The 18,185-nt window shown below is 70.8% G+C and carries 17 protein-coding genes; 8 read left to right on the top strand and 9 right to left on the bottom strand.

The window, feature by feature from the left end:
* Nucleotides 1-131: 131 nt before the first annotated feature.
* From ACWPQI_RS10275 to ACWPQI_RS10265, 3 genes are all read left to right on the top strand, one after another.
* Nucleotides 132-371 (top strand): hypothetical protein, encoded by a 240-nt coding sequence (locus ACWPQI_RS10275; protein ID WP_119699716.1) that lies wholly within the window; start codon nucleotides 132-134, stop codon nucleotides 369-371.
* Between the two features lie 45 nt (nucleotides 372-416).
* Nucleotides 417-605: a hypothetical protein gene (locus ACWPQI_RS10270; RefSeq protein WP_124258794.1), complete on the top strand. Its 189-nt coding sequence runs from the start codon at nucleotides 417-419 to the stop codon at nucleotides 603-605.
* A 91-nt stretch (nucleotides 606-696) separates the two neighbouring features.
* Nucleotides 697-3,423 carry a winged helix-turn-helix domain-containing protein gene (locus ACWPQI_RS10265; RefSeq protein WP_474738790.1) on the top strand — a complete coding sequence of 909 codons (2,727 nt, stop codon included), beginning with the start codon at nucleotides 697-699 and terminating at the stop codon, nucleotides 3,421-3,423.
* Between the two features lie 91 nt (nucleotides 3,424-3,514).
* Here the strand turns inward: ACWPQI_RS10265 and ACWPQI_RS10260 are convergent, their stop codons facing one another.
* From ACWPQI_RS10260 to ACWPQI_RS10245, 4 genes are all read right to left on the bottom strand, one after another.
* On the bottom strand, nucleotides 3,515-5,812 hold the full coding sequence (locus ACWPQI_RS10260) for a polyribonucleotide nucleotidyltransferase (protein ID WP_010592691.1): 2,298 nt from the start codon (nucleotides 5,810-5,812) through the stop codon (nucleotides 3,515-3,517).
* Between the two features lie 369 nt (nucleotides 5,813-6,181).
* Entirely contained in the window at nucleotides 6,182-6,451 is a 270-nt protein-coding gene (gene rpsO / locus ACWPQI_RS10255; protein ID WP_003935677.1) for a 30S ribosomal protein S15, read from the bottom strand.
* Between the two features lie 128 nt (nucleotides 6,452-6,579).
* Nucleotides 6,580-7,992 carry a wax ester/triacylglycerol synthase domain-containing protein gene (locus ACWPQI_RS10250; protein WP_474738789.1) on the bottom strand — a complete coding sequence of 471 codons (1,413 nt, stop codon included), beginning with the start codon at nucleotides 7,990-7,992 and terminating at the stop codon, nucleotides 6,580-6,582.
* Nucleotides 7,993-8,040: 48 nt separating this feature from the next.
* Complete coding sequence (locus ACWPQI_RS10245; RefSeq protein ID WP_026137746.1) at nucleotides 8,041-9,012, bottom strand: bifunctional riboflavin kinase/FAD synthetase; 972 nt, start codon at nucleotides 9,010-9,012, stop codon at nucleotides 8,041-8,043.
* Between the two features lie 96 nt (nucleotides 9,013-9,108).
* On the opposite strand from ACWPQI_RS10245, the gene ACWPQI_RS10240 reads away from it, so the two are divergent.
* From ACWPQI_RS10240 to ACWPQI_RS10225, 4 genes are read left to right on the top strand one after another with little or no spacing between them, the layout of a single operon-like run.
* On the top strand, nucleotides 9,109-10,020 hold the full coding sequence (locus ACWPQI_RS10240) for a metal ABC transporter substrate-binding protein (RefSeq protein WP_474738788.1): 912 nt from the start codon (nucleotides 9,109-9,111) through the stop codon (nucleotides 10,018-10,020).
* Complete coding sequence (locus tag ACWPQI_RS10235; RefSeq protein WP_010592695.1) at nucleotides 10,017-10,784, top strand: metal ABC transporter ATP-binding protein; 768 nt, start codon at nucleotides 10,017-10,019, stop codon at nucleotides 10,782-10,784. Before ACWPQI_RS10240 ends, ACWPQI_RS10235 begins: the two co-directional genes overlap by 4 nt.
* Nucleotides 10,781-11,668 (top strand): metal ABC transporter permease, encoded by an 888-nt coding sequence (locus tag ACWPQI_RS10230; RefSeq protein ID WP_010592696.1) that lies wholly within the window; start codon nucleotides 10,781-10,783, stop codon nucleotides 11,666-11,668. The genes ACWPQI_RS10235 and ACWPQI_RS10230 overlap by 4 nt, the downstream gene beginning before the upstream one ends.
* A gap of 51 nt (nucleotides 11,669-11,719) precedes the next feature.
* Nucleotides 11,720-12,379, top strand: coding sequence for a metal-dependent transcriptional regulator (locus ACWPQI_RS10225; protein WP_040271917.1), 660 nt, complete (start codon nucleotides 11,720-11,722; stop codon nucleotides 12,377-12,379).
* Nucleotides 12,380-12,421: 42 nt separating this feature from the next.
* On the opposite strand, the gene tnpA is transcribed toward ACWPQI_RS10225, so the two are convergent.
* Nucleotides 12,422-12,892: an IS200/IS605 family transposase gene (gene tnpA, locus ACWPQI_RS10220; protein ID WP_017680694.1), complete on the bottom strand. Its 471-nt coding sequence runs from the start codon at nucleotides 12,890-12,892 to the stop codon at nucleotides 12,422-12,424.
* 25 nt (nucleotides 12,893-12,917) lie between these two features.
* Here tnpA and ACWPQI_RS10215 point away from each other — a divergent pair, with 25 nt between their 5' ends.
* Entirely contained in the window at nucleotides 12,918-14,111 is a 1,194-nt protein-coding gene (locus ACWPQI_RS10215; protein ID WP_010592699.1) for an RNA-guided endonuclease InsQ/TnpB family protein, read from the top strand.
* A 43-nt stretch (nucleotides 14,112-14,154) separates the two neighbouring features.
* Here ACWPQI_RS10215 and truB read toward each other — a convergent pair whose 3' ends face one another.
* From truB to ACWPQI_RS10195, 4 genes are read right to left on the bottom strand one after another with little or no spacing between them, the layout of a single operon-like run.
* Complete coding sequence (gene truB, locus ACWPQI_RS10210) at nucleotides 14,155-15,072, bottom strand: tRNA pseudouridine(55) synthase TruB (protein ID WP_017680695.1); 918 nt, start codon at nucleotides 15,070-15,072, stop codon at nucleotides 14,155-14,157.
* A gap of 31 nt (nucleotides 15,073-15,103) precedes the next feature.
* Nucleotides 15,104-15,808: a 4'-phosphopantetheinyl transferase Npt gene (gene npt, locus ACWPQI_RS10205; RefSeq protein ID WP_010592701.1), complete on the bottom strand. Its 705-nt coding sequence runs from the start codon at nucleotides 15,806-15,808 to the stop codon at nucleotides 15,104-15,106.
* Nucleotides 15,805-16,770, bottom strand: coding sequence for a metallophosphoesterase family protein (locus ACWPQI_RS10200; protein ID WP_010592702.1), 966 nt, complete (start codon nucleotides 16,768-16,770; stop codon nucleotides 15,805-15,807). Before ACWPQI_RS10200 ends, npt begins: the two co-directional genes overlap by 4 nt.
* Nucleotides 16,767-18,185 (bottom strand): MATE family efflux transporter, encoded by a 1,419-nt coding sequence (locus tag ACWPQI_RS10195; protein WP_040271863.1) that lies wholly within the window; start codon nucleotides 18,183-18,185, stop codon nucleotides 16,767-16,769. Before ACWPQI_RS10195 ends, ACWPQI_RS10200 begins: the two co-directional genes overlap by 4 nt.

The raw sequence follows: 18,185 nt of genomic DNA, 5'->3' as shown, positions 1-18,185 counted from the left end.
TTTCGGGCTGCGGTTTCACCCCCCAGGGGTGAGGCGCCGCACAGGGGCACGACCTACCGTCGGAATCGACCGCGGATTCACTCGCGGCCGAAAGGCGCACCCGCGTCCCGATCGAACGAAGTGGATCGACGATGACCGCACCCACTCACTCCACCGTCCGTACCCGCGCGCAGAACGCGACGTCACGCAGGGGCGGTGCGTCCCGCCACGACATGCCCTGGTCGCTGCCGATTCCGGCCATCGTCCTCGGCGCCGCAGCGGCCGCCGCGGCACCCGTGGGGGCGTACACCGGCTCCGTTTTCGCCGGCGTCGTCACTGCGGCGGCAACGACCGCGGCCGTGGCGTCCGCCGCGTTGATGATCCGGGCCTGACCCTCAGCCCTCGACGATCCCTACCGGAAACTCCCGAAGGACCCCATGAGGAGACGACAGACCGCGGGTGGCCTCACCCCGACGGCCACGATGACGACCGAAGAGATCAAGACCCGGATCACCGCGATGTTCGACTACGGGAACGACACTGTTCCCGGGTCCGACCGCGCCGCGGAGGAACGGTCGCAGGCGCCGGAGCGCGGTCGATCCGTCACCGGCTCGCCGGGCACGTGACCCGGCTTCCGATCCGCCTCCGTTCACCGCGGATCACCGAACCCGTCCCATGACGAGGGCACCGGCCGCCGCACAGGACTACTCTCGTCGCATGGCGGGGCCACCGGCCGGCGCGCAGGACGAGCATGCTCCCGCGTTGTCGATGGTGCGTTCCCTCGTGCCTCGGCTTCCCGGCCGGGTGGTGCGGCGCGCGCGTCTCGAACGCATCCTCGAAGACGGGGTGAGTGCCGGCACCGTGCTCGTGTCGGCACCGGCCGGGTCGGGTAAGACGCTGTTGCTGGCCTCCTGGGCAGCGGCACATCCCGGGCCCGTGGCATGGCTCTCGGTGGAACGTGAGGACGCCGAACCGACGCAGTTCTGGAGCCGGGTCCTGGACTCGCTCCGCGCCGTCGGCGGGTTCCCCGCCGGGTCGTTGCTGGCGACGATGCAGGTCCCACCCAGCTTCGACCCCCGATTCGTCTCCGTGTTCGCCGATGCGTGTGGCCGGCTTCCCCATCCCGTCGTCCTGGTGCTGGACGACATGCACCTGCTCGCGGGGACGCCGGCCGTGGAGTCGCTCGCGGCAGCCGTCCGCAGGGGGCTCGGCAACGTGCGACTGGTGATCGCCACTCGCAGCGATCCCGCGTTGCCCCTGCAACGACTCCGCCTGAGCGGTCAGCTGACCGAGATCCGCGCGGAAGCGTTGCGGTTCGATGCCGCCGAGGCGAAACAGCTCCTGGCCGACCACGATGTCCTCCTCGAACCCGCGCAGATGCAGACCCTCCTCACCAAGACCGAGGGATGGGCGGCCGGCCTGCGGCTCGCGGCCCTGTCGCTCCGGACCTCGAACGATGTGGAGGCCACCGTGGAGTCGCTTGCGGGGGACGAACGGTCGGTCGCCGACTACTTCGCGGAAGAGGTTCTGGCCAACCAGGATCCGGCACTGGGCCGGTTCCTGCTCGACACGTGCGTCGTAGGGCGGATTTCCGCCGAACTGGCCGACGTCCTGACGGGGCGTACCGACGGCCAGCAGTTTCTGATTCGGCTCGAACGGGACAACCTGTTCGTCGTCGCGTTGAACCACCGGCGGGAGTGGTACCGCTATCACCAACTGTTCGGGGACCTGCTGCGACACCGACTCAAGTCCCAGGATCCCGAGCGCCGCCGCGTGTTGCACCGGCGTGCCGCCCGGTGGTTCGCGGACCACGGCGAACTCCTCGAGGCGGCCCGCCACCTGCGCGCCGCGGAGGACTGGCTCGGACTTGCCCGGTTCGTCCTGCGAGCGGCGGGAGCAGAAATCCTGGGTCCGGAACGTCCGGCGCTGGTGGCACTGCTGCGGGACGCACCCGCCGAGCTGGTCGGGGGGCATGCCGAGGTGGCGGCGGCCGCCGCGGTCGCCGCGTATGCGGAGTACGATCCGGTCGGCGTCGCCACCCACATGGCCCGCGCCCGCGAGCTGCTCGACCCTCTCCCGACCGCCGACGCGCGGCTCACCGGGACGGTCCTGGTCACTCTCGATGCGGTGCTCGCCTGGATGAAGGCAGATCCGTCGCGGCAGGTCAGCGCCGCACGAGAAGCGATCCGCCAACTCGAGGGGATCTCGCCGGCGGACATGCCGGCCTCTCCCGTATACCGAATCGCCGCCGGCACCGTCCTCGCGATGGGCAAGCTGTGGTCCGGAGAACTCGATGCCGCCGAGGCGATGCTCGCGTCCACGACTTCGGCGCTGGCCGCCGGATCGGCGATGACACCGGTACTCGCGCTGCACCTGCACGGCAACACAGCCGTGCTCATGGCGATGGCCGGCCGGTTGCGGGCGGCACGCAGAGAGGTCGATCTCGGACTGGCTGTCGCCGACGAGCTGGGATGGACCTTCCTGCCGCCGTCGGCCACGGCGCTGCTGGCCGAGTCCATGATCCGCCTGCTCGAGGCGGACATCGAGGCCTGTTCCGTTGCGGTCGAGCGGGGGCACACGAGCCTGGGCGAGTTCCGCGACCGCTACATCGAAACCAGCTTCGGGCTCGTACAGGCACGGCTCGCGCTCTCGGCGGACAACCCGGCGGCGGCACGGGCGCACCTGGGGCGATTGCGGCAGCGCATGTCCGACTGGGTCATCCCGCGCTTCCTTGCCGAGTGGTACGAACTCGTCGAGGCGGAGATCCTGCTCGCCGAAGGACGGGCCCACGAGGTTGCGGCGCTGCTGTCCGCCGAGAAGGGACGAGCGGATCTCGCGCGCCCCGGCGCGCACCGTGTGGTCCTCGTGGCGCGGTCGTACCTGGCGTCCGACGAACCGCGCCGATGCCTGCAACTGGTGGCACCGCTGCTCGGGGGAGAACCGATCGACAACGGGCCGACCGTCGATGCCTGGCTGCTCACCGCACTCGCACACGACCGGCTGCAGGCGGATGGCGAAGCCGAGATTGCCCTGGCACATGCCCTCGTCGTGGCCGCGCCCGAAGGAATCGCGCGGCCGTTCCTCCTGGCCGGGGGCCGAGTCCGAGCACTGCTGGAACGACACAACCGCCTCGACGACGCCCACCGCGAGTTCGTCTCGATGCTGATCGGCAGGATGGGCGGGACCGCCGACCGGTCCGAGGCCCCGCAACTGCTCGAGCCGTTGACCAGTCGCGAACGGGCTGTCCTTCTGCTCCTGCCCACCATGATGAGCAATGCCGAGATCGCCGACGAGCTCTTCGTGTCAGTGAACACCGTCAAGGCACATCTGAAGTCTCTGTACCGCAAGTTCGGTGCCACGAGTCGCCGCCAGGCGGTGGTGCGGGCGCGGGAACTCGGACTGCTGTCGAGCGCAGGCGCCCCGACTACCTCCCAGGGGCCGTAGCAGGCGCCGCGCCGGCGGGAGAACACGCGACCGCCCGCGTCTCCGTCCGTCCCAGGGACAGACGGAGACGCGGGCGGCCGGGATCCGAGTGTCAGCTCTCGGCGGTGTCGCCGGACTCGGCCGGAACTGCGGGTGTCGCGTCCGAAGCGCCGGCGGTGTCCTCGTCGGGCACCGGCACCAGGCTGATCTTGCCCCGGTTGTCGATGTCGGCGATCTCGACGCGGATCTTCGAGCCGACGTTGACGACGTCCTCGACCTTGGCGATGCGCTTGCCGTTGCCGAGCTTGCTGATGTGCACCAAGCCGTCGCGGCCCGGCAGCAGCGAGACGAACGCACCGAACGCCGTGGTCTTGACCACGGTCCCCAGGAACCGCTCGCCCACCTTCGGCAGCTGCGGGTTCGCGATGGCGTTGATCTTGTCGATCGCGGCCTGGGCGGACGGGCCGTCGGCGGCGCCGACGTACACCGTGCCGTCGTCCTCGATGGAGATGTTCGCGCCGGTCTCCTCGGTGATCGAGTTGATCATCTTGCCCTTGGGGCCGATGACCTCGCCGATCTTGTCCACCGGGACCTTGATGGTGGTGATCCGCGGAGCGAACGGGCTCATCTCGTCCGGGGTCTCGATGGCCTCGGCCATCACCTCGAGGATGGTGGCGCGGGCGTCGCGAGCCTGCGCCAGCGCGCCGGCGAGCACCTGGGACGGGATCCCGTCGAGCTTGGTGTCGAGCTGCAGCGCGGTGACGAAGTCCTTCGTGCCGGCCACCTTGAAGTCCATGTCACCGAACGCGTCCTCGGCGCCGAGGATGTCGGTCAGTGCGACGTAACGGGTCTCACCGTCGACCTCGTCGGAGACCAGGCCCATCGCGATACCGGCGACGGGCGCCTTGAGGGGCACGCCGGCGTTCAGCAGCGAGAGCGTGGAGGCACACACCGAGCCCATCGAGGTGGATCCGTTCGAGCTGAGCGCCTCGGAGACCTGACGGATCGCGTAGGGGAACTCCTCCTGGCTGGGCAGGACCGGGATCAGGGCCCGCTCGGCGAGGGCGCCGTGGCCGATCTCGCGGCGCTTCGGGGAGCCGACGCGGCCGGTCTCACCGGTGGAGTACGGCGGGAAGTTGTAGTGGTGCATGTACCGCTTGCTGGTCTCGGGACCGAGCGAGTCGATCTGCTGCGCCATCTTCACCATGTCCAGCGTGGTGACACCCATGATCTGGGTCTCGCCGCGTTCGAACAGCGCCGAGCCGTGCGCGCGCGGCACCACCGCGACCTCGGCGGACAGGGCACGGATATCCGTGACACCGCGGCCGTCGATGCGGAACTGGTCCCGCAGGATCCGCTGGCGGACCAGCTTCTTCGTCAGGGAACGGAACGCCGCGCCGATCTCCTTCTCGCGGCCCTCGAAGTTGGGGGCCACCTGCTCGAGGACCTCGACCTTGACCTCGTCGGTCCGCTCGTCGCGCTCCTGCTTGCCGGCGATGGTCAGCGCCTCGGACAGCTTGGCCGACGCGGCGGCCTCGACGGCCTCGTACACGTCTGCCTCGTAGGCCGGGAACACCGGGAAGTCACCGGTGGGCTTCGCCGCGGCGGCGGCGAGCTGCTGCTGGGCGATGCACAGCCGCGCGATGAACGGCTTGGCGGCCTCGAGGCCCTCGGCGACGACGGTCTCGGTCGGTGCCTGCGCCCCGCCGGCCACCAGCTCGACGACGTTCCCGGTGGCCTCGGCCTCGACCATCATGATCGCGACGTCGGCGGTCTCGGGGTTGTCGCCGCCACCCACGATGCGGCCCGCGACGACCATGTCGAACACGGCGTTCTCGAGCTGCTCGACCGTGGGGAACGCGACCCACTGGCCGGTCTTGTTCTCCTCCGAGGTGATCAGCGCGACCCGCACGCCACCGACGGGTCCGGAGAACGGCAGGCCGGCGATCTGCGTGGATGCCGACGCGGCGTTGATGGCGACGACGTCGTACAGGTCGTTCGGGTTCAGGCTGAGCACCGTCACCACGACCTGGATCTCGTTGCGCAGGCCGTCGACGAACGACGGGCGCAGCGGCCGGTCGATGAGACGGCAGGTCAGGATCGCGTCGGTCGAGGGCCGGCCCTCACGACGGAAGAACGAGCCGGGGATGCGTCCCGCGGCGTACATGCGCTCCTCGACGTCCACCGTCAGCGGGAAGAAGTCGAAGTGCTCCTTGGGCTGCTTGGAGGCGCTCGTCGCCGACAGCAGCATGGTCTCGTCGTCGAGGTACGCGACGACGGAGCCGGCGGCCTGCTGGGCGAGGCGGCCGGTCTCGAAACGAATCTGACGGGTGCCGAAGGACCCGTTGTCGAGGACCGCGACGGACTCGAACACGCCCTCGTCGACCTCGACTGCGGAATTGCTGGTCATCTCTACTCTTCTCTTCCCTCTCGTCTTCGCCGTACCCGCGCGGGCGCCACAACCCTCGTGGCTGCAGCTGCGCACCGATCGCCCGTACCCGCGTCTCACGGGCCGAGCGTGCGGAGGCGGTCGTCGATCGAAACCGTCCGGACCGGGTCCGGAAGGTCACTACCGAAGACCGACACCGTCGGTGCATACGGTTCCGCGGGCGGTGTCGCCGTCCGCGGGTGCCGCTGCCGGTGTCCGACGGGCACGTAGCCCGTCTCCGACCGCACAGCGGCCAAACACCGATAGCCAACGAGGCTCAGTCTAAGCATTGCCTCGTTGGCTATCGGAAAGATCAGCGAACGCAGATCGCGTCGTCGCTTCGTCGCGCTCCTATCGACGCAGACCCAGACGCTGGATCAGCGAACGGTAGCGGTTGACGTCGACCTTCTCGACGTACTTGAGCAGCCGGCGACGACGACCGACCAGCAGCAGCAGGCCGCGGCGGGAGTGGTGGTCGTGCTTGTGCTGCTTCAGGTGCTCGGTCAGGTCCTGGATGCGCTTGGTGAGCATCGCGACCTGCGCCTCGGGCGATCCGGTGTCGGTCTCGTGGAGGCCGTACTCGCCGAGGATCTGCTTCTTCTGCTCGGTGGTCAATGCCACTGGTGATACTCCTGATCGATGACGTCCGCGCGCTTCGTGAAACGGGCCGGAACCCGTCGGTGCGGCCACCGCGAACCACAGCACACACCAGCGGATGAGCGTACCAGAGGGGTGCGCACCCGCTTCGGTCACCCTCGCCCCCGGGGGCCGGTGCCGGATCGCCGGCCGCCGGTGGCCTCGATCACCTCGGCGAACCCCTCCTCGAGGAGGGTCGCGTACCGATCGAGGTCCGGCATCAGCAGCGGGGAGCTCATGACGGTGACGGCGAACGAATCGCCGGCCCGGCTGAAGGAGTGCACCAGACCCATCCCCGGACGCAGAGACTGGATGCCGGCGACGAATCGGAATGCCGCGCCGCCGTAGGTCCAGTCGGCCTCGCCGCCACAGTCGACACTGGTGACCGCCGTCTGGGCCGGGCCCGGGGCTCCACCTGCCGACGCCGCGCGGTCGTGCCGGTCCGTCACCCGGCGGTACACCGGATACGGCACCGCACCCGCGCCCGCGAGGCGGTCCAACACCTCGGGTGACGTCGCGATCCGCCGCTCGTGGGCGAGCGCGTCGGCCACGGCCGCCACCCGGTCGCGGGGATCGGCGACCTCGGTGCACAACGGAACGATCGCGGCAGTCAGCCGGTTGACGCCCAGCGCGACACCGGCCGCGCCCACCGCGACCGGAACCGCGACGTGTACATCGACGACGGGCGCGCAGTGCTCGCCGAGGTAGCGCTGCAGCGCCAGGGATACCGCCGCCAGGCCGATGGCTGTCACGGTGTAGGTCCGGCCCACGAGACTGCCCAGGTCCGGACGCACGATCCGGATCGCCCGGTCGCGCCCGGGGGCGCGGGCGAGCATCGGCCGCGCCGCCGGCGACGGGACCGCCGGGGTGTCCGCGGACCGCGCCGATGCCGCCCGCCGCACCAGGACCGCGCCGAGCCCCAGGTACCAGCGAGCGAAGCGTGCCACCCCCGACACCGCTGCGGCGGCGTGGTGCGGGCGCGTCGCGGCCGGCGCCAGACCGGGAACGCGCAGTGGCTGCCCGTCCGCGCTGAACAGTGTGCCGAGGAAGGCACCCAACGCCGAACCGACCATCACGGCGTGGCTGACCTGCAGCACGACGACCGTCACGGTCGCCGTCGGGTCGTCGGGGTCGGACACTCCGGCGAAGACGTGCAGGCACCACGCACGCCGCCGGACGTCCAGCGGGTCCGCGCAGAGGTCGGCGATGGCGTCGATGCAGTCCGTGAACGAGCCGCCGGCCCACTCGCGGTACTCGATACGTTGCTCGGGCGGGAGTTGCGCCCGCACCCAGTACGGGTAGTCCAGCCGGCCGGGCGCCTCGACGATCCGCCGGTCCAGCGCCGTCAGCAGATGCGTCCGGGAACGCAGGTGAGCGAGCGCGTCCCCGGGGCCGCGAACGGTCCCGTCCTGCTCATCGAACACGACGAATGCGGACCAGTCGGTCGGCCGGCCCGGTTTCGACTCGTAGTAGTTCGCGGCATCTGCCCAGGTCAGGCGCGCGTCCCGCCACTGACGTATCGACACACCGGGAATTGTCCCCGATCGGGGCGCGATCCCGGGCCGGAACGGCCCCTAGCCGCGAGCGCGCTCGAGCACTTCGCGTGCCCGCTCGGCGTCACGGTGCATCGCCGAGACGAGGGCCTCCACCGATTCGAACCGCTCCATCCCGCGCAGCCGCTCGACGAAGTCGACCGCGACGTGCTGGCCGTACAGGTCGGCCTCCTCGTCGAGGACGAACGCCTCGACCGTGCGGGTACGCCCGGAGAAGGTCGGGTTGGTGCCCACCGATACGGCCGCGAGGTACCGCTCCCCCGGGGTGACGGTGCCGAGTCCACCGCTACCCGGACCGAGGACGGTGAACCAGCACGCGTAGACGCCGTCCGCGGGAATGGCCGAGTACATGGGCGGCGCGACGTTCGCGGTGGGGAAGCCGAGATCGCGGCCCCGGCCGTCGCCGTGCACCACGACGCCCTCGACGCGGTGGGGGCGGCCCAGCGCGTCGGCCGCGGCGGCGACGTCGCCGGCGTCCACGCACGAGCGGATATAGGTGGACGAGAACGTCACCGCATGTTCGCTGAGCAGGGTCAGGCCCTGGACGGCGAAGCCGAAACGCTCGCCGATGGTGCGCAGCAGATCCACATTGCCGGCGGCCTTCTTGCCGAAGGTGAAGTTCTCGCCGACGACGACCTCGGCGACATGGAGCCGCTCGACGAGGATCTCGTGGGCGTACCGCTCGGGGGACAACTTCATGAACTCGGGCGTGAACGGCATGACGCAGAAGACGTCGATGCCGAGTTCCTCGGCCAGTTCGGCACGTCGCGCCAGGGTCGTGAGCTGCGCCGGGTGGCTGCCCGGCCGGACGACCTCCATCGGGTGCGGATCGAACGTCATCAGGGCGCTGGCCGTGCCGCGTTCCTTCGCCGACTTCACCGCCCGCGCGATCAGTTGCTGATGCCCGCGGTGCACACCGTCGAACACCCCGATCGTCAGGACACAACGACCCCAATCCGCAGGAATTTCGTCGAGACCTCGCCATCTCTGCACACGCTGCAGCCTACGACCCGGCGGCCGGGCGGTCATCTCCGGCTCGCCCGGAGCGCCTCATGGACAACTCCGCCAGTGTCCCGCCATAATTTCGGCATGCCGAACATTTTCGTTGGACTACGCAAAATCGTGGTGGTCGTCGCGGCCACGACGGTCCTGGCGGGCTGTGCCGCGGCGCAGAGTTCCGACGACGACCGGCCCCTGGTACTGACCACCTTCACCGTGCTCGCGGACATGGCCCGCAACGTCGCCGGGGAGCACCTGCGGGTCGAGTCGATCACCAAGGTCGGCGCCGAGGTCCACGGTTACGAACCCACCCCGGGCGACCTGCGTTACGCCTCCCGCGCCGACCTCGTCCTCGACAACGGCCTCGGTCTCGAGCGCTGGTTCGAGCAGTTCCTCGCCGATACCGACGCGGCCCACGCCGTGCTCAGCGACGGGGTTCCGCCGCTGCCGATCGGCGAGGACGCCTACGCGGGGCGGCACAACCCGCACGCGTGGATGTCCCCGTTGGCGGCCCAGACCTACGTCGACAACATCGCCGCCGCCTTCACCGACCTCGACCCCGAGCACGCCGCGGACTACGCCGCCAACGCCGCGGACTACCGCACCGAACTACAGGCGCTGCACGAAGAACTCGTCGCCGATCTGGCCGTGCTGCCGCCGAACCACCGGGCGCTGGTCACCTGCGAGGGGGCCTTCAGCTACCTGGCCCGCGACGCCGGCCTGAGCGAGGCCTACCTGTGGGCGGTCAACGCCGACCAGCAGGGCACCCCGCAGCAGATCGCCCGCACCGTCGACTTCGTCCGGACCAACGCCGTGCCTGCCGTGTTCTGCGAGTCCACCGTCTCGGACAAGGCCCAGCGGCAGGTCGCCGAGGACACCGGAGCCCGGTTCGGCGGAACCCTGTATGTCGACTCGCTCTCCGAGCCGGACGGTCCCGTGCCCACCTACCTCGACCTGCTCCGGCACGACGTCCGCACCATCACCGAAGGGCTGCGTCCATGACCGCGACACCCACCCCCGCCCTGGCCGTCTCGCGGCTCAGCGTGCACTATCGCACCGTCACGGCGCTCGACGGCGTCGACCTGACGCTCATCCCCGGCCGGGTGTGCGGGCTCGTCGGTACCAACGGCTCGGGCAAGTCCACCCTCTTCAAGGCGATCATGGGCATCGTGCGACCGAGCACCGGCACCGTGTCCATCGGCGGGACCGACACCGTCACCGCCCGGAAGGCCGGTGCCGTCGCGTACGTGCCGCAGAGCGAGGCCGTCGACTGGGACTTCCCCATCAGCGTGGGCGAAGTCGTGATGACGGGCCGCTACGGCCGGCAGAACTGGCTGCGCCGGCCGCGGCCCGCCGACCACGCCGCCGTCCGGGCCGCGCTCGAACGCGTCGACATGGCCGGCTACGTGCAGCGGCAGATCGGCCAGCTCTCCGGGGGTCAGCGCAAGCGTGTCTTCGTCGCCCGTGCCATCGCCCAGGGCGCTCCCCTGCTCCTGCTCGACGAGCCGTTCGCCGGCGTGGACAAGCGCACCGAGGCTGCCCTGACGGAGGTGATCCGGGACCTTGCCGGTTCGGGGCACACGATCCTCGTCGCCACCCATGACCTCGCCGGACTGTCGCTGCTGTGCGACGAGGCCGCGCTGCTGCAGCGGCGCATCCTCGTCCACGGCGCCCCGGACGAGGTGCTGCGGCCGGAGAACCTCGCGCGCGCCTTCGGCGTCGACCCCCTGCTGCCGGCCCCCCACGTCGCCCAGGAGGCACGGTGAACCTCGTCGAACTGATCGTCGAACCTCTGCAGTACGGCTTCATGCAGCGCGCCCTCGTCGTCGCGGTGGCCGCCACGATCGTGTGTGCCCTGCTCAGCTGCTGGCTCGTACTCATCGGGTGGTCGCTGATGGGCGACGCCGTCTCCCATGCCGTGCTGCCCGGCGTGGTGCTGGCCTACCTGGTGGGAGCGCCGTTCGCGGTGGGCGCGCTGCTGTTCGCCGGGGCCGCCGTCGCTCTGATCGGGCTCGTCCGCAACACCACCAAGGTCAAGGAGGACGCCGCGATCGGCGTGGTCTTCACGACGTTGTTCGCCCTCGGTGTCGTGCTGATCTCGAAGAACCCGAGCCAGGTGGACCTGCACCATGTGCTGTTCGGCAACCTGCTGGGCCTGGCCACCGCGGACATGTGGCAGGTCACCGCGCTCGCAGTGGTGGTGCTCGTCGTGTTGATCGCCAAGCGCCGCGACCTGACCCTGTTCGCGTTCGACCGGGGGCAGGCCCACGCCCTCGGGATCTCCCCGGCCCGGCTGTCCGCGCTGCTGCTCGCGCTGCTGGCGGTCACCATCGTCGCCGCCATCCAGGCCGTCGGGGTCATCCTCGTCGTGGCGATGCTGATCATCCCCGGTGCGACGGCGTACCTGCTCACCGAACGGCTGTCGCGGATGCTGGTGCTCGCTCCCACCCTGGCTGCACTGACGTCGGCGACCGGCGTATACGTCAGCTACTACACCGATGCCTCCACCGGCGGCGTCGTCGTTCTGGCCCAAGCGGTCGTGTTCACGATGGCCTATCTGTTCTCGCCCCACCAGGGACTCGTCACCGGAGCCCTGCGACGGCGCACTCGGCTGCGCGAGCCGGATGATTCGACGGTGAGAGTTGCCTAAGCTGTCCCCGTGGGCGACAGGAGCGGGGCGACCGAGGTGGCGGCGACGGACATGCTGACGCCGGTCGCGCAGGACTATCTCAAGATCATCTGGACCGTCCGGGAATGGTCGGGTGAGAAGGTCTCGACGAAGCTGCTCGCCGAGAAGCTCGGAGTGTCGGCCTCGACCGTCTCCGAGGCCGTCCGCAAGCTCGCCGAGCAGGGTCTCGTCGACCACGCACGCTACGGCGCGATCTCGCTCACCGAGGCCGGGCGCGCGGCGGCCGTGGCCATGGTCCGCAAGCACCGCCTGCTCGAGACGTATCTGGTCCGGGAACTCGGCTACGGCTGGGACGAGGTGCACGACGAGGCCGAGGTGCTCGAGCACGCCGTCTCCGACCGGCTCGTCGCCGCGATCGACGCCAAGCTCGGCCATCCGGAACGGGACCCGCACGGAGATCCGATCCCGGCGGTCGACGGCACGATCCCCACGCCGCCGGCCCGCCAGCTCAGCGCGTTCGTCGACGGTGAGCACGGCCGGGTCGCCCGCATCTCCGACGCCGACCCGGCAATGCTGCGCTACTTCGACGACGTGGGCATCGCCCTCGACACCGACATCCGCGTCGTCGAACGCCGCGACTTCGCAGGCACCGTCGCGGTTCGCATCGGCGGCGACGCCGGCAGCACGGTCGACCTGGGACATCCCGCCGCCGACGCGATCTGGCTGGTGTAGGCGGCTCCGCCGCTACCGGGATGTGGGTCAGTGCGCCGCCGTTCACGGCGGTGGTGAAGGCCCGCGCGGGAAGGGCCGCCAGGGCCGAGCCGTGCCCTGGACGGGACGGTTCTGCTGCTCGATGTACTGGCGCACGATGCTCAGCGGCGCGCCGCCGACGGACCCGGCGAAGTAGGACCCGGACCACAGCCGTTGCGCGCGCCAGTAGTGCCGGACCAGCTCGGGGAACTCCTGGCGCAGACGACGGGAGGAGACGCCTTTCAGGCTGTTGACCAGCTTCGAGACGGCGACCTTGGGCGGGTAGTGGACCAGCAGGTGTACGTGGTCGGCCTCGCCGTGGAACTCGACCAGCTCGGCCTCGAAGTCCGTGCACACCGCGCGCATGATCTCTTCCATCCGGTTCAGGTGCCGGTCACCGAACACCTGGCGCCGGTACTTCGTGACGAAAACCAAGTGCACATGCATTAGAAAAGTGCAGTGTCTGCCAGTGCGGATGTCGTCGTCATCGCCCATAAACCAATAAGGTACAGTGGTCTGTGTGCAGCTCCGGTACGCCTACCGGCTCGACCCGACCCCGGCCCAGCGCCGAGTGTTGGCGCGGGTGTTCGGCTGCGCCCGGGTGGTGTTCAACGACGCCATCGCCGCTCGGCGGGCGGCGCACGAGGCGGGGGCGCCGTTCCCGACCGACGCGGCGCTGTCGAAGGCGCTGACCGCGGCGAAACGGACCCCGGAACGGGCATGGCTGGCCGAGGTGTCCGCCGTCGTCCTGCAACAGGCCCTCGCCGACGCCTGCGCCGCCTACCGGAACTTCTTCGCCTCCCTCGACGGCACCCGGAAGGGTCGCAAGCTCGGCGCGCCCCGGTTCCGGTCACGGACGGACCGGGCCCAGTCGATCCGGTTCACCAAGGCCGCCCGGTTCCGGGTGCTCCCGAACGGGCGGCTGCGGCTGCCGGGGGTCGGGGACGTCCCGGTGCGCTGGTCGCGCGACCTGCCCTCGGCGCCGTCGAGCGTGACGGTGACGATGGACGCGGCCGGGCGGTACCACGCCTCGTTCGTCGTCGACGTCCCCGACCAGCCGTTGCCCCTCGTGCCGCACGAGGTGGGGATCGACCTGGGGCTGACACACTTCGCGGTACTGTCGGACGGCACGAAGGTCGACGCCCCCCGCCTCGCCCGCAAGGCGCAGGCCAAGCTGCGGACCGCGCAGAAGGAACTCGCCCGGCGGCAGAAGGGCTCGGCCCGCCGGGAGCGTGCGCGCCGAAAGGTGGCGCGCTGCCACGCCCGGGTCGGGAACACCCGCCGGGACTGGCTCCACAAGCTCTCCTCCACGATCGTCCGCGAGAACCAAGCGGTGTACGTGGAGGACCTCGCCGTGTCCGGGCTGGCCCGGACGAAGCTCGCCCGCTCGGTGCACGATGCCGGGTGGTCGACGTTCACGGCGATGCTCGAGTACAAGGCACGGCGGCACGGGCGCACCTTCGCCCGGGTCGACCGGTGGTTCCCCTCCACGCGGGCGTGCTCGGTGTGCGGGGCCATCGGGGAGGCCAAGCCCCTGCACGTCCGGTCGTGGACCTGCCCGTGTGGCGCGGTCCACGACCGAGATGTGAACGCCGCGAAGAACATCCTGGCCGCGGGACGCGCGGACAGCCCAACGCTCGTGGAGCCGGTGTCAGCCGGGACCCCGGTCCCGCACCCGGCCGTGAAGCGAGAACCCGCCGGGAGCACCGCATGAGCGGCGCAGACCGGAATCCCCGCTGTTCACGACGGGGAGGACGTCAAATGGTGGCCGGGCGCACGACGAACACCGCCGAGGCCCGCGTGCCCTTCTCCTGGAGCAGCGCCGCGGCGCGGCCGGACGGATCGATCGCCGCGTACACGCCGGGGATCCCCACCGGGTCCAGCCACCGGCCGTTCGCGAGCAGTGCCGCCTCCGCGGCGGTGACGTCCCGGCACGGGAACGCCGTCCGGATCGCGGCGTCGATGTCCAGGCTCACGGTCGGGTCGTCCTCGAGCTGGGCGAGCGTGCGAGCGTGCTCGAGCCCGAACGGGCCGACCCGGGTGCGGCGGAGCGCGGTCAGATGCGCGCCGACACCCAGCGCGGACCCCAGGTCGCGGGCGAGCGCCCGGATGTAGGTGCCCGACGAGCACTCCACCTCGACGTCGAGGTCGACGAAACACCCGCGGTCCGCGCGCACCTCACGCCGGGCGAGTACCGCGAAACGGGAGACCGTGACCGGGCGGGCCGCCAGCTCGACGGCCTCCCCGTCGCGCATCCGGGCGTAGGCACGCTTGCCGTCCACCTTGATCGCGCTGACGCTGGCGGGCACCTGGGAGATGTCCCCCGTGAGCGCGGCGACGGCCGTAGCGATCGCCTCGTCCGTGACCGCGGCGGCGTCGGTGGTCGCGAGCACCTCGCCGTCGGCGTCGTCGGTGACGGTGCTCTGGCCGAGCCGGATCGTCGCCGCGTACGCCTTGGTGGTGAGGGCGAGCAGACCGAGGATCTTCGTCGCGCGCTCCACCCCGAGGACGAGCACGCCCGTCGCCATCGGATCCAGGGTGCCGGCGTGACCGACCTTGCGAGTGCCGAGCAGTCGCCGGCAGCGGGCCACCACGTCGTGGCTCGTCATGCCCGCGTCCTTGTCGACGACGAGCAGACCGGCACGGGTGAGGGCGGGGTTCTCGGAGGCAGACACGGGGCCCGATTCTGCCACGACGACTGCGACGTCAGCGCACGACGATCGCCGTGAGCACCAGACCGTCGGCGATCAGCCAGCGCCCGTCGAACGCGGCCAGGGGGGCACCCGTCCGGGTGTCTCCGGGGACGAGCAGGTCGGAGCGAAACGTGCCCGACGCGACTGCGCCCGGTGCGGCCGCGCCGTCGCGCTCGAACGTGATGTGGGCGTCCTCGAAGCCGAGCCAGCGTCCGGTGAGCGGGAACCACGCCTTGTAGGTGGCCTCCTTGGCGCAGAAGAGCAGGCGGTCCCAGTGCAGACTCGGATCGGTGCCCGCGAGCCAGGTGCGCTCCTGGGGCAGGGAGACCGCTTCGAGCACCCCGTCGGGGAGAGGTCCGTGCGGCTCGGCGTCGATCCCCAGCGACCGCACTTGCAACGCATAGGCCAGAACAGCTCCGCGGTATCCGTCGCAGTGGGTGAGGCTGCCGACCACCCCTCGCGGCCAGACCGGTGCCCCTTTGTCGCCCTTGAGCACCGGGCCGGGTTCCATCCCGAGCTGCCGCATGGCCAGCCGGGCGCAGTGCCGTGCCCCGGCGAACTCCCGCCGGCGCTTGTCCACCGCGCGGGCGACCAGCGGCTCTTCCTGCGGGTGCGGTCGCAGACCGGGCGGGTCCTCGAACAACTCCGCGGCGGCGATCCCGTCGGGCAGGATCCGGCTGATCAGCCCGGTGCGGGTCGCGGTGGTCGGGTCGGTCATCGCAACTTCCCTTCGCGCCCCGCGCGCATGCTCTGTGCAGTGCGCGCTGCACGCATCTTCTCGACTTCGGCTTCCATCTCGGGCGTGACCCGGAAGTGTCCGCCCCATTTGTTCAACGATCCCGGCGGGTACTCCGGCACGGGCAGGATCTGGCGTAACAGTCGATCCGGCAGGCCCCGGCGCTGCCATTCCCGCGGATAGCCGAGAGAGACCTCCTCGAAGCGGACGCCGTCGTAGTACGTGGTACGCGGGATGTGCAGGTGCCCGTACACGGCGCAGAGGGCGCGGTAGCGCAGGTGCCAGTCGGCGGTCTCGGTCGTGCCGCACCACAGGGAGAACTCCGGATAGAACAACATCCGGGTGGGCTCGCGCACCAGCGGGAAGTGGTTGATCAGCACCGTCGGCAGCGACGGATCGAGGGCGTCGAGACGCTTGCGGGTCTCGTCGAGCCGTACGCGGCACCACACGTCCCGAGTGACGTACGGGTCGGGCGCGAGCAGGAATTCGTCGGTGGCGACGACGTTGCGTTCACGGGCCAGCGCCAGGCCCTCGGCCTTCGTCGCGGTGCCCTCGGGAAGGAAGGAGTAGTCGTAGAGCAGGAACATCGGCACGAGCGTCACCGGTCCGCCCTCGCCGTGCCACACGGGGTACGGGTCCTCCGGGGTGAGCACGTCGAGTTCGCGGCACATCGTCACCAGGTAGTCGTACCGGGCGGCGCCGTGCATCTGAACCGGGTCCTTGGCGGTGGTCCACAGTTCGTGGTTGCCGGGAACCCAGATCACCTTCGCGAAACGGCTGCGCAGCAGCGACAGTGCCCAGCGGATGTCGTCGGACTTCTCGGCGACGTCGCCGGCGACGATCAGCCAGTCGTCCGGCGATTCCGGGTACAGATCCTCGGTGACGGGGCGATTGCCTCGATGCCCGACGTGGATGTCGCTGACCGCCCACAGTTTCCCCGTCACCGGCTCTCCTTCTTCGTCTCGTCGCGCGCCGTCTCGTGCGGGGGCCGAGCCTGCCGGTCCGCACCGGTCACCGCCCACCGCCCCGACCGCGTCCGCCACACGACGGCCGCCATCCGGAACACGATGAACACCGTAAGCCCAGTCCAGATACCCGCGAGACCCCAGTCCCACACGAGCGAACACCACACGAGGGGCAGGAATCCGAACAGTGCGGACGCGAGCGTGGCGGTGCGGAGGAAGGCGGCGTCGCCGGCGCCGAGCAGCACGCCGTCGAGCGCGAACACGACACCGGCGACGGGTAGGAGCGCGACGAAGAACCACCAGGCGACGTCGATCTGCTCGAGCACCCCGGGATCGCTGGTGAACAGCGCCGGAATCGCGTCGCCGCCCCCGAGGAACACCAGCGCCAGCCCGGTGGCGAACACCGTGGACCACGCGGTGATCCGCCACGCCAGGCGCTTCGCATCGGAGCGGGCTCCTCCCCCCAGGGCCGCGCCCACCAGCGCCTGGGCGGCGACGGCGAGCGAGTCGAGGGTGAGCGAGACGAAGTTCCACAACTGCAGCACCACCTGGTGTGCTGCGACGGCGGCCGCCCCGAACCGGGCGGCGACCGCGGCCGCGGACAGGAAGCACGCCTGGAAGGCCAGGCTGCGGGCGATCAGGTCGCGGCCGAGCCGCACCTGCGCGGCGATCACCGTCCGTTGTGGTCGTAGCGGCACACCGGACCGGAGCAGTGCCCCGACGAACAGCGCTGCGGACACACTCTGGCCGGCGACGTTGGCGACGGCGGAGCCGACGAGTTCCCAGCGGGGGGCTCCGGCCAGGCCGTGCACGAGCAGCGGGCACAGCACCGCCGAGAGCGCGAGCCCGGCGAGCACGTACCGCAGGGGGCGGGCGGTGTCCTGCACACCGCGCATCCAGCCGTTGCCGGCGAGGCCGACGAGGATCAGCGGCGCGCCGAACAGGGCGACGCGCAGCCACGACACCGCGGCCTCGGCGATCTGCTCGTCGCCGGCGATCAGCGCGGCCACCGGTTCGGCCAGGAGCTGGCCGACGATCAGGATCGCCGTCCCGACGGCGAGTGCGAGCCAGGTGGCCTGCACCCCCTCGGCGACGGCGGCGTCCCGCCGTCCGGCGCCGTGGAATCTGGCGGCCCGGGCGGTGGTGCCGTAGGACAGGAAGGTCAACTGGGTACTGACCTGGGCGAGGACGAGGCCGCCGATGGCCAGTCCGGCCAAGGCCAGGGCGCCGAGCCGGCCGACGACGGCGATGTCGAACAGAAGGTACAGGGGTTCGGCGGCGAGTACTCCGAGTGCCGGCACCGCGAGCCCGAAGATGCGTCCTGCGGTGGCCTCGGGGACGAGGTGGGACGCGGCGTCCGGTTCCGGGCCGGCGGTGTCCTGCGGCGCCGGCAT

This window comes from Rhodococcus sp. LMD, assembly GCF_056108245.1.
Note: the sequence above shows the minus strand (reverse complement) of the source record. Positions and strands in the feature narration are given on the sequence as shown.

What these genes read in the sequence shown, in the direction of transcription:
- ACWPQI_RS10240 (WP_474738788.1), top strand. Translation starts at nt 9,109, where the DNA reads ATGCCGAACATTTTCGTTGGACTACGCAAAATCGTGGTGGTCGTCGCG.
- ACWPQI_RS10260 (WP_010592691.1), bottom strand. Translation starts at nt 5,812, where the DNA reads ATGACCAGCAATTCCGCAGTCGAGGTCGACGAGGGCGTGTTCGAGTCC.
- ACWPQI_RS10225 (WP_040271917.1), top strand. Translation starts at nt 11,720, where the DNA reads ATGCTGACGCCGGTCGCGCAGGACTATCTCAAGATCATCTGGACCGTC.
- tnpA (WP_017680694.1), bottom strand. Translation starts at nt 12,892, where the DNA reads ATGGGCGATGACGACGACATCCGCACTGGCAGACACTGCACTTTTCTA.
- ACWPQI_RS10270 (WP_124258794.1), top strand. Translation starts at nt 417, where the DNA reads ATGAGGAGACGACAGACCGCGGGTGGCCTCACCCCGACGGCCACGATG.
- npt (WP_010592701.1), bottom strand. Translation starts at nt 15,808, where the DNA reads ATGACCGACCCGACCACCGCGACCCGCACCGGGCTGATCAGCCGGATC.
- ACWPQI_RS10265 (WP_474738790.1), top strand. Translation starts at nt 697, where the DNA reads ATGGCGGGGCCACCGGCCGGCGCGCAGGACGAGCATGCTCCCGCGTTG.
- ACWPQI_RS10235 (WP_010592695.1), top strand. Translation starts at nt 10,017, where the DNA reads ATGACCGCGACACCCACCCCCGCCCTGGCCGTCTCGCGGCTCAGCGTG.
- ACWPQI_RS10195 (WP_040271863.1), bottom strand. Translation starts at nt 18,185, where the DNA reads ATGCCGGCGCCGCAGGACACCGCCGGCCCGGAACCGGACGCCGCGTCC.
- ACWPQI_RS10275 (WP_119699716.1), top strand. Translation starts at nt 132, where the DNA reads ATGACCGCACCCACTCACTCCACCGTCCGTACCCGCGCGCAGAACGCG.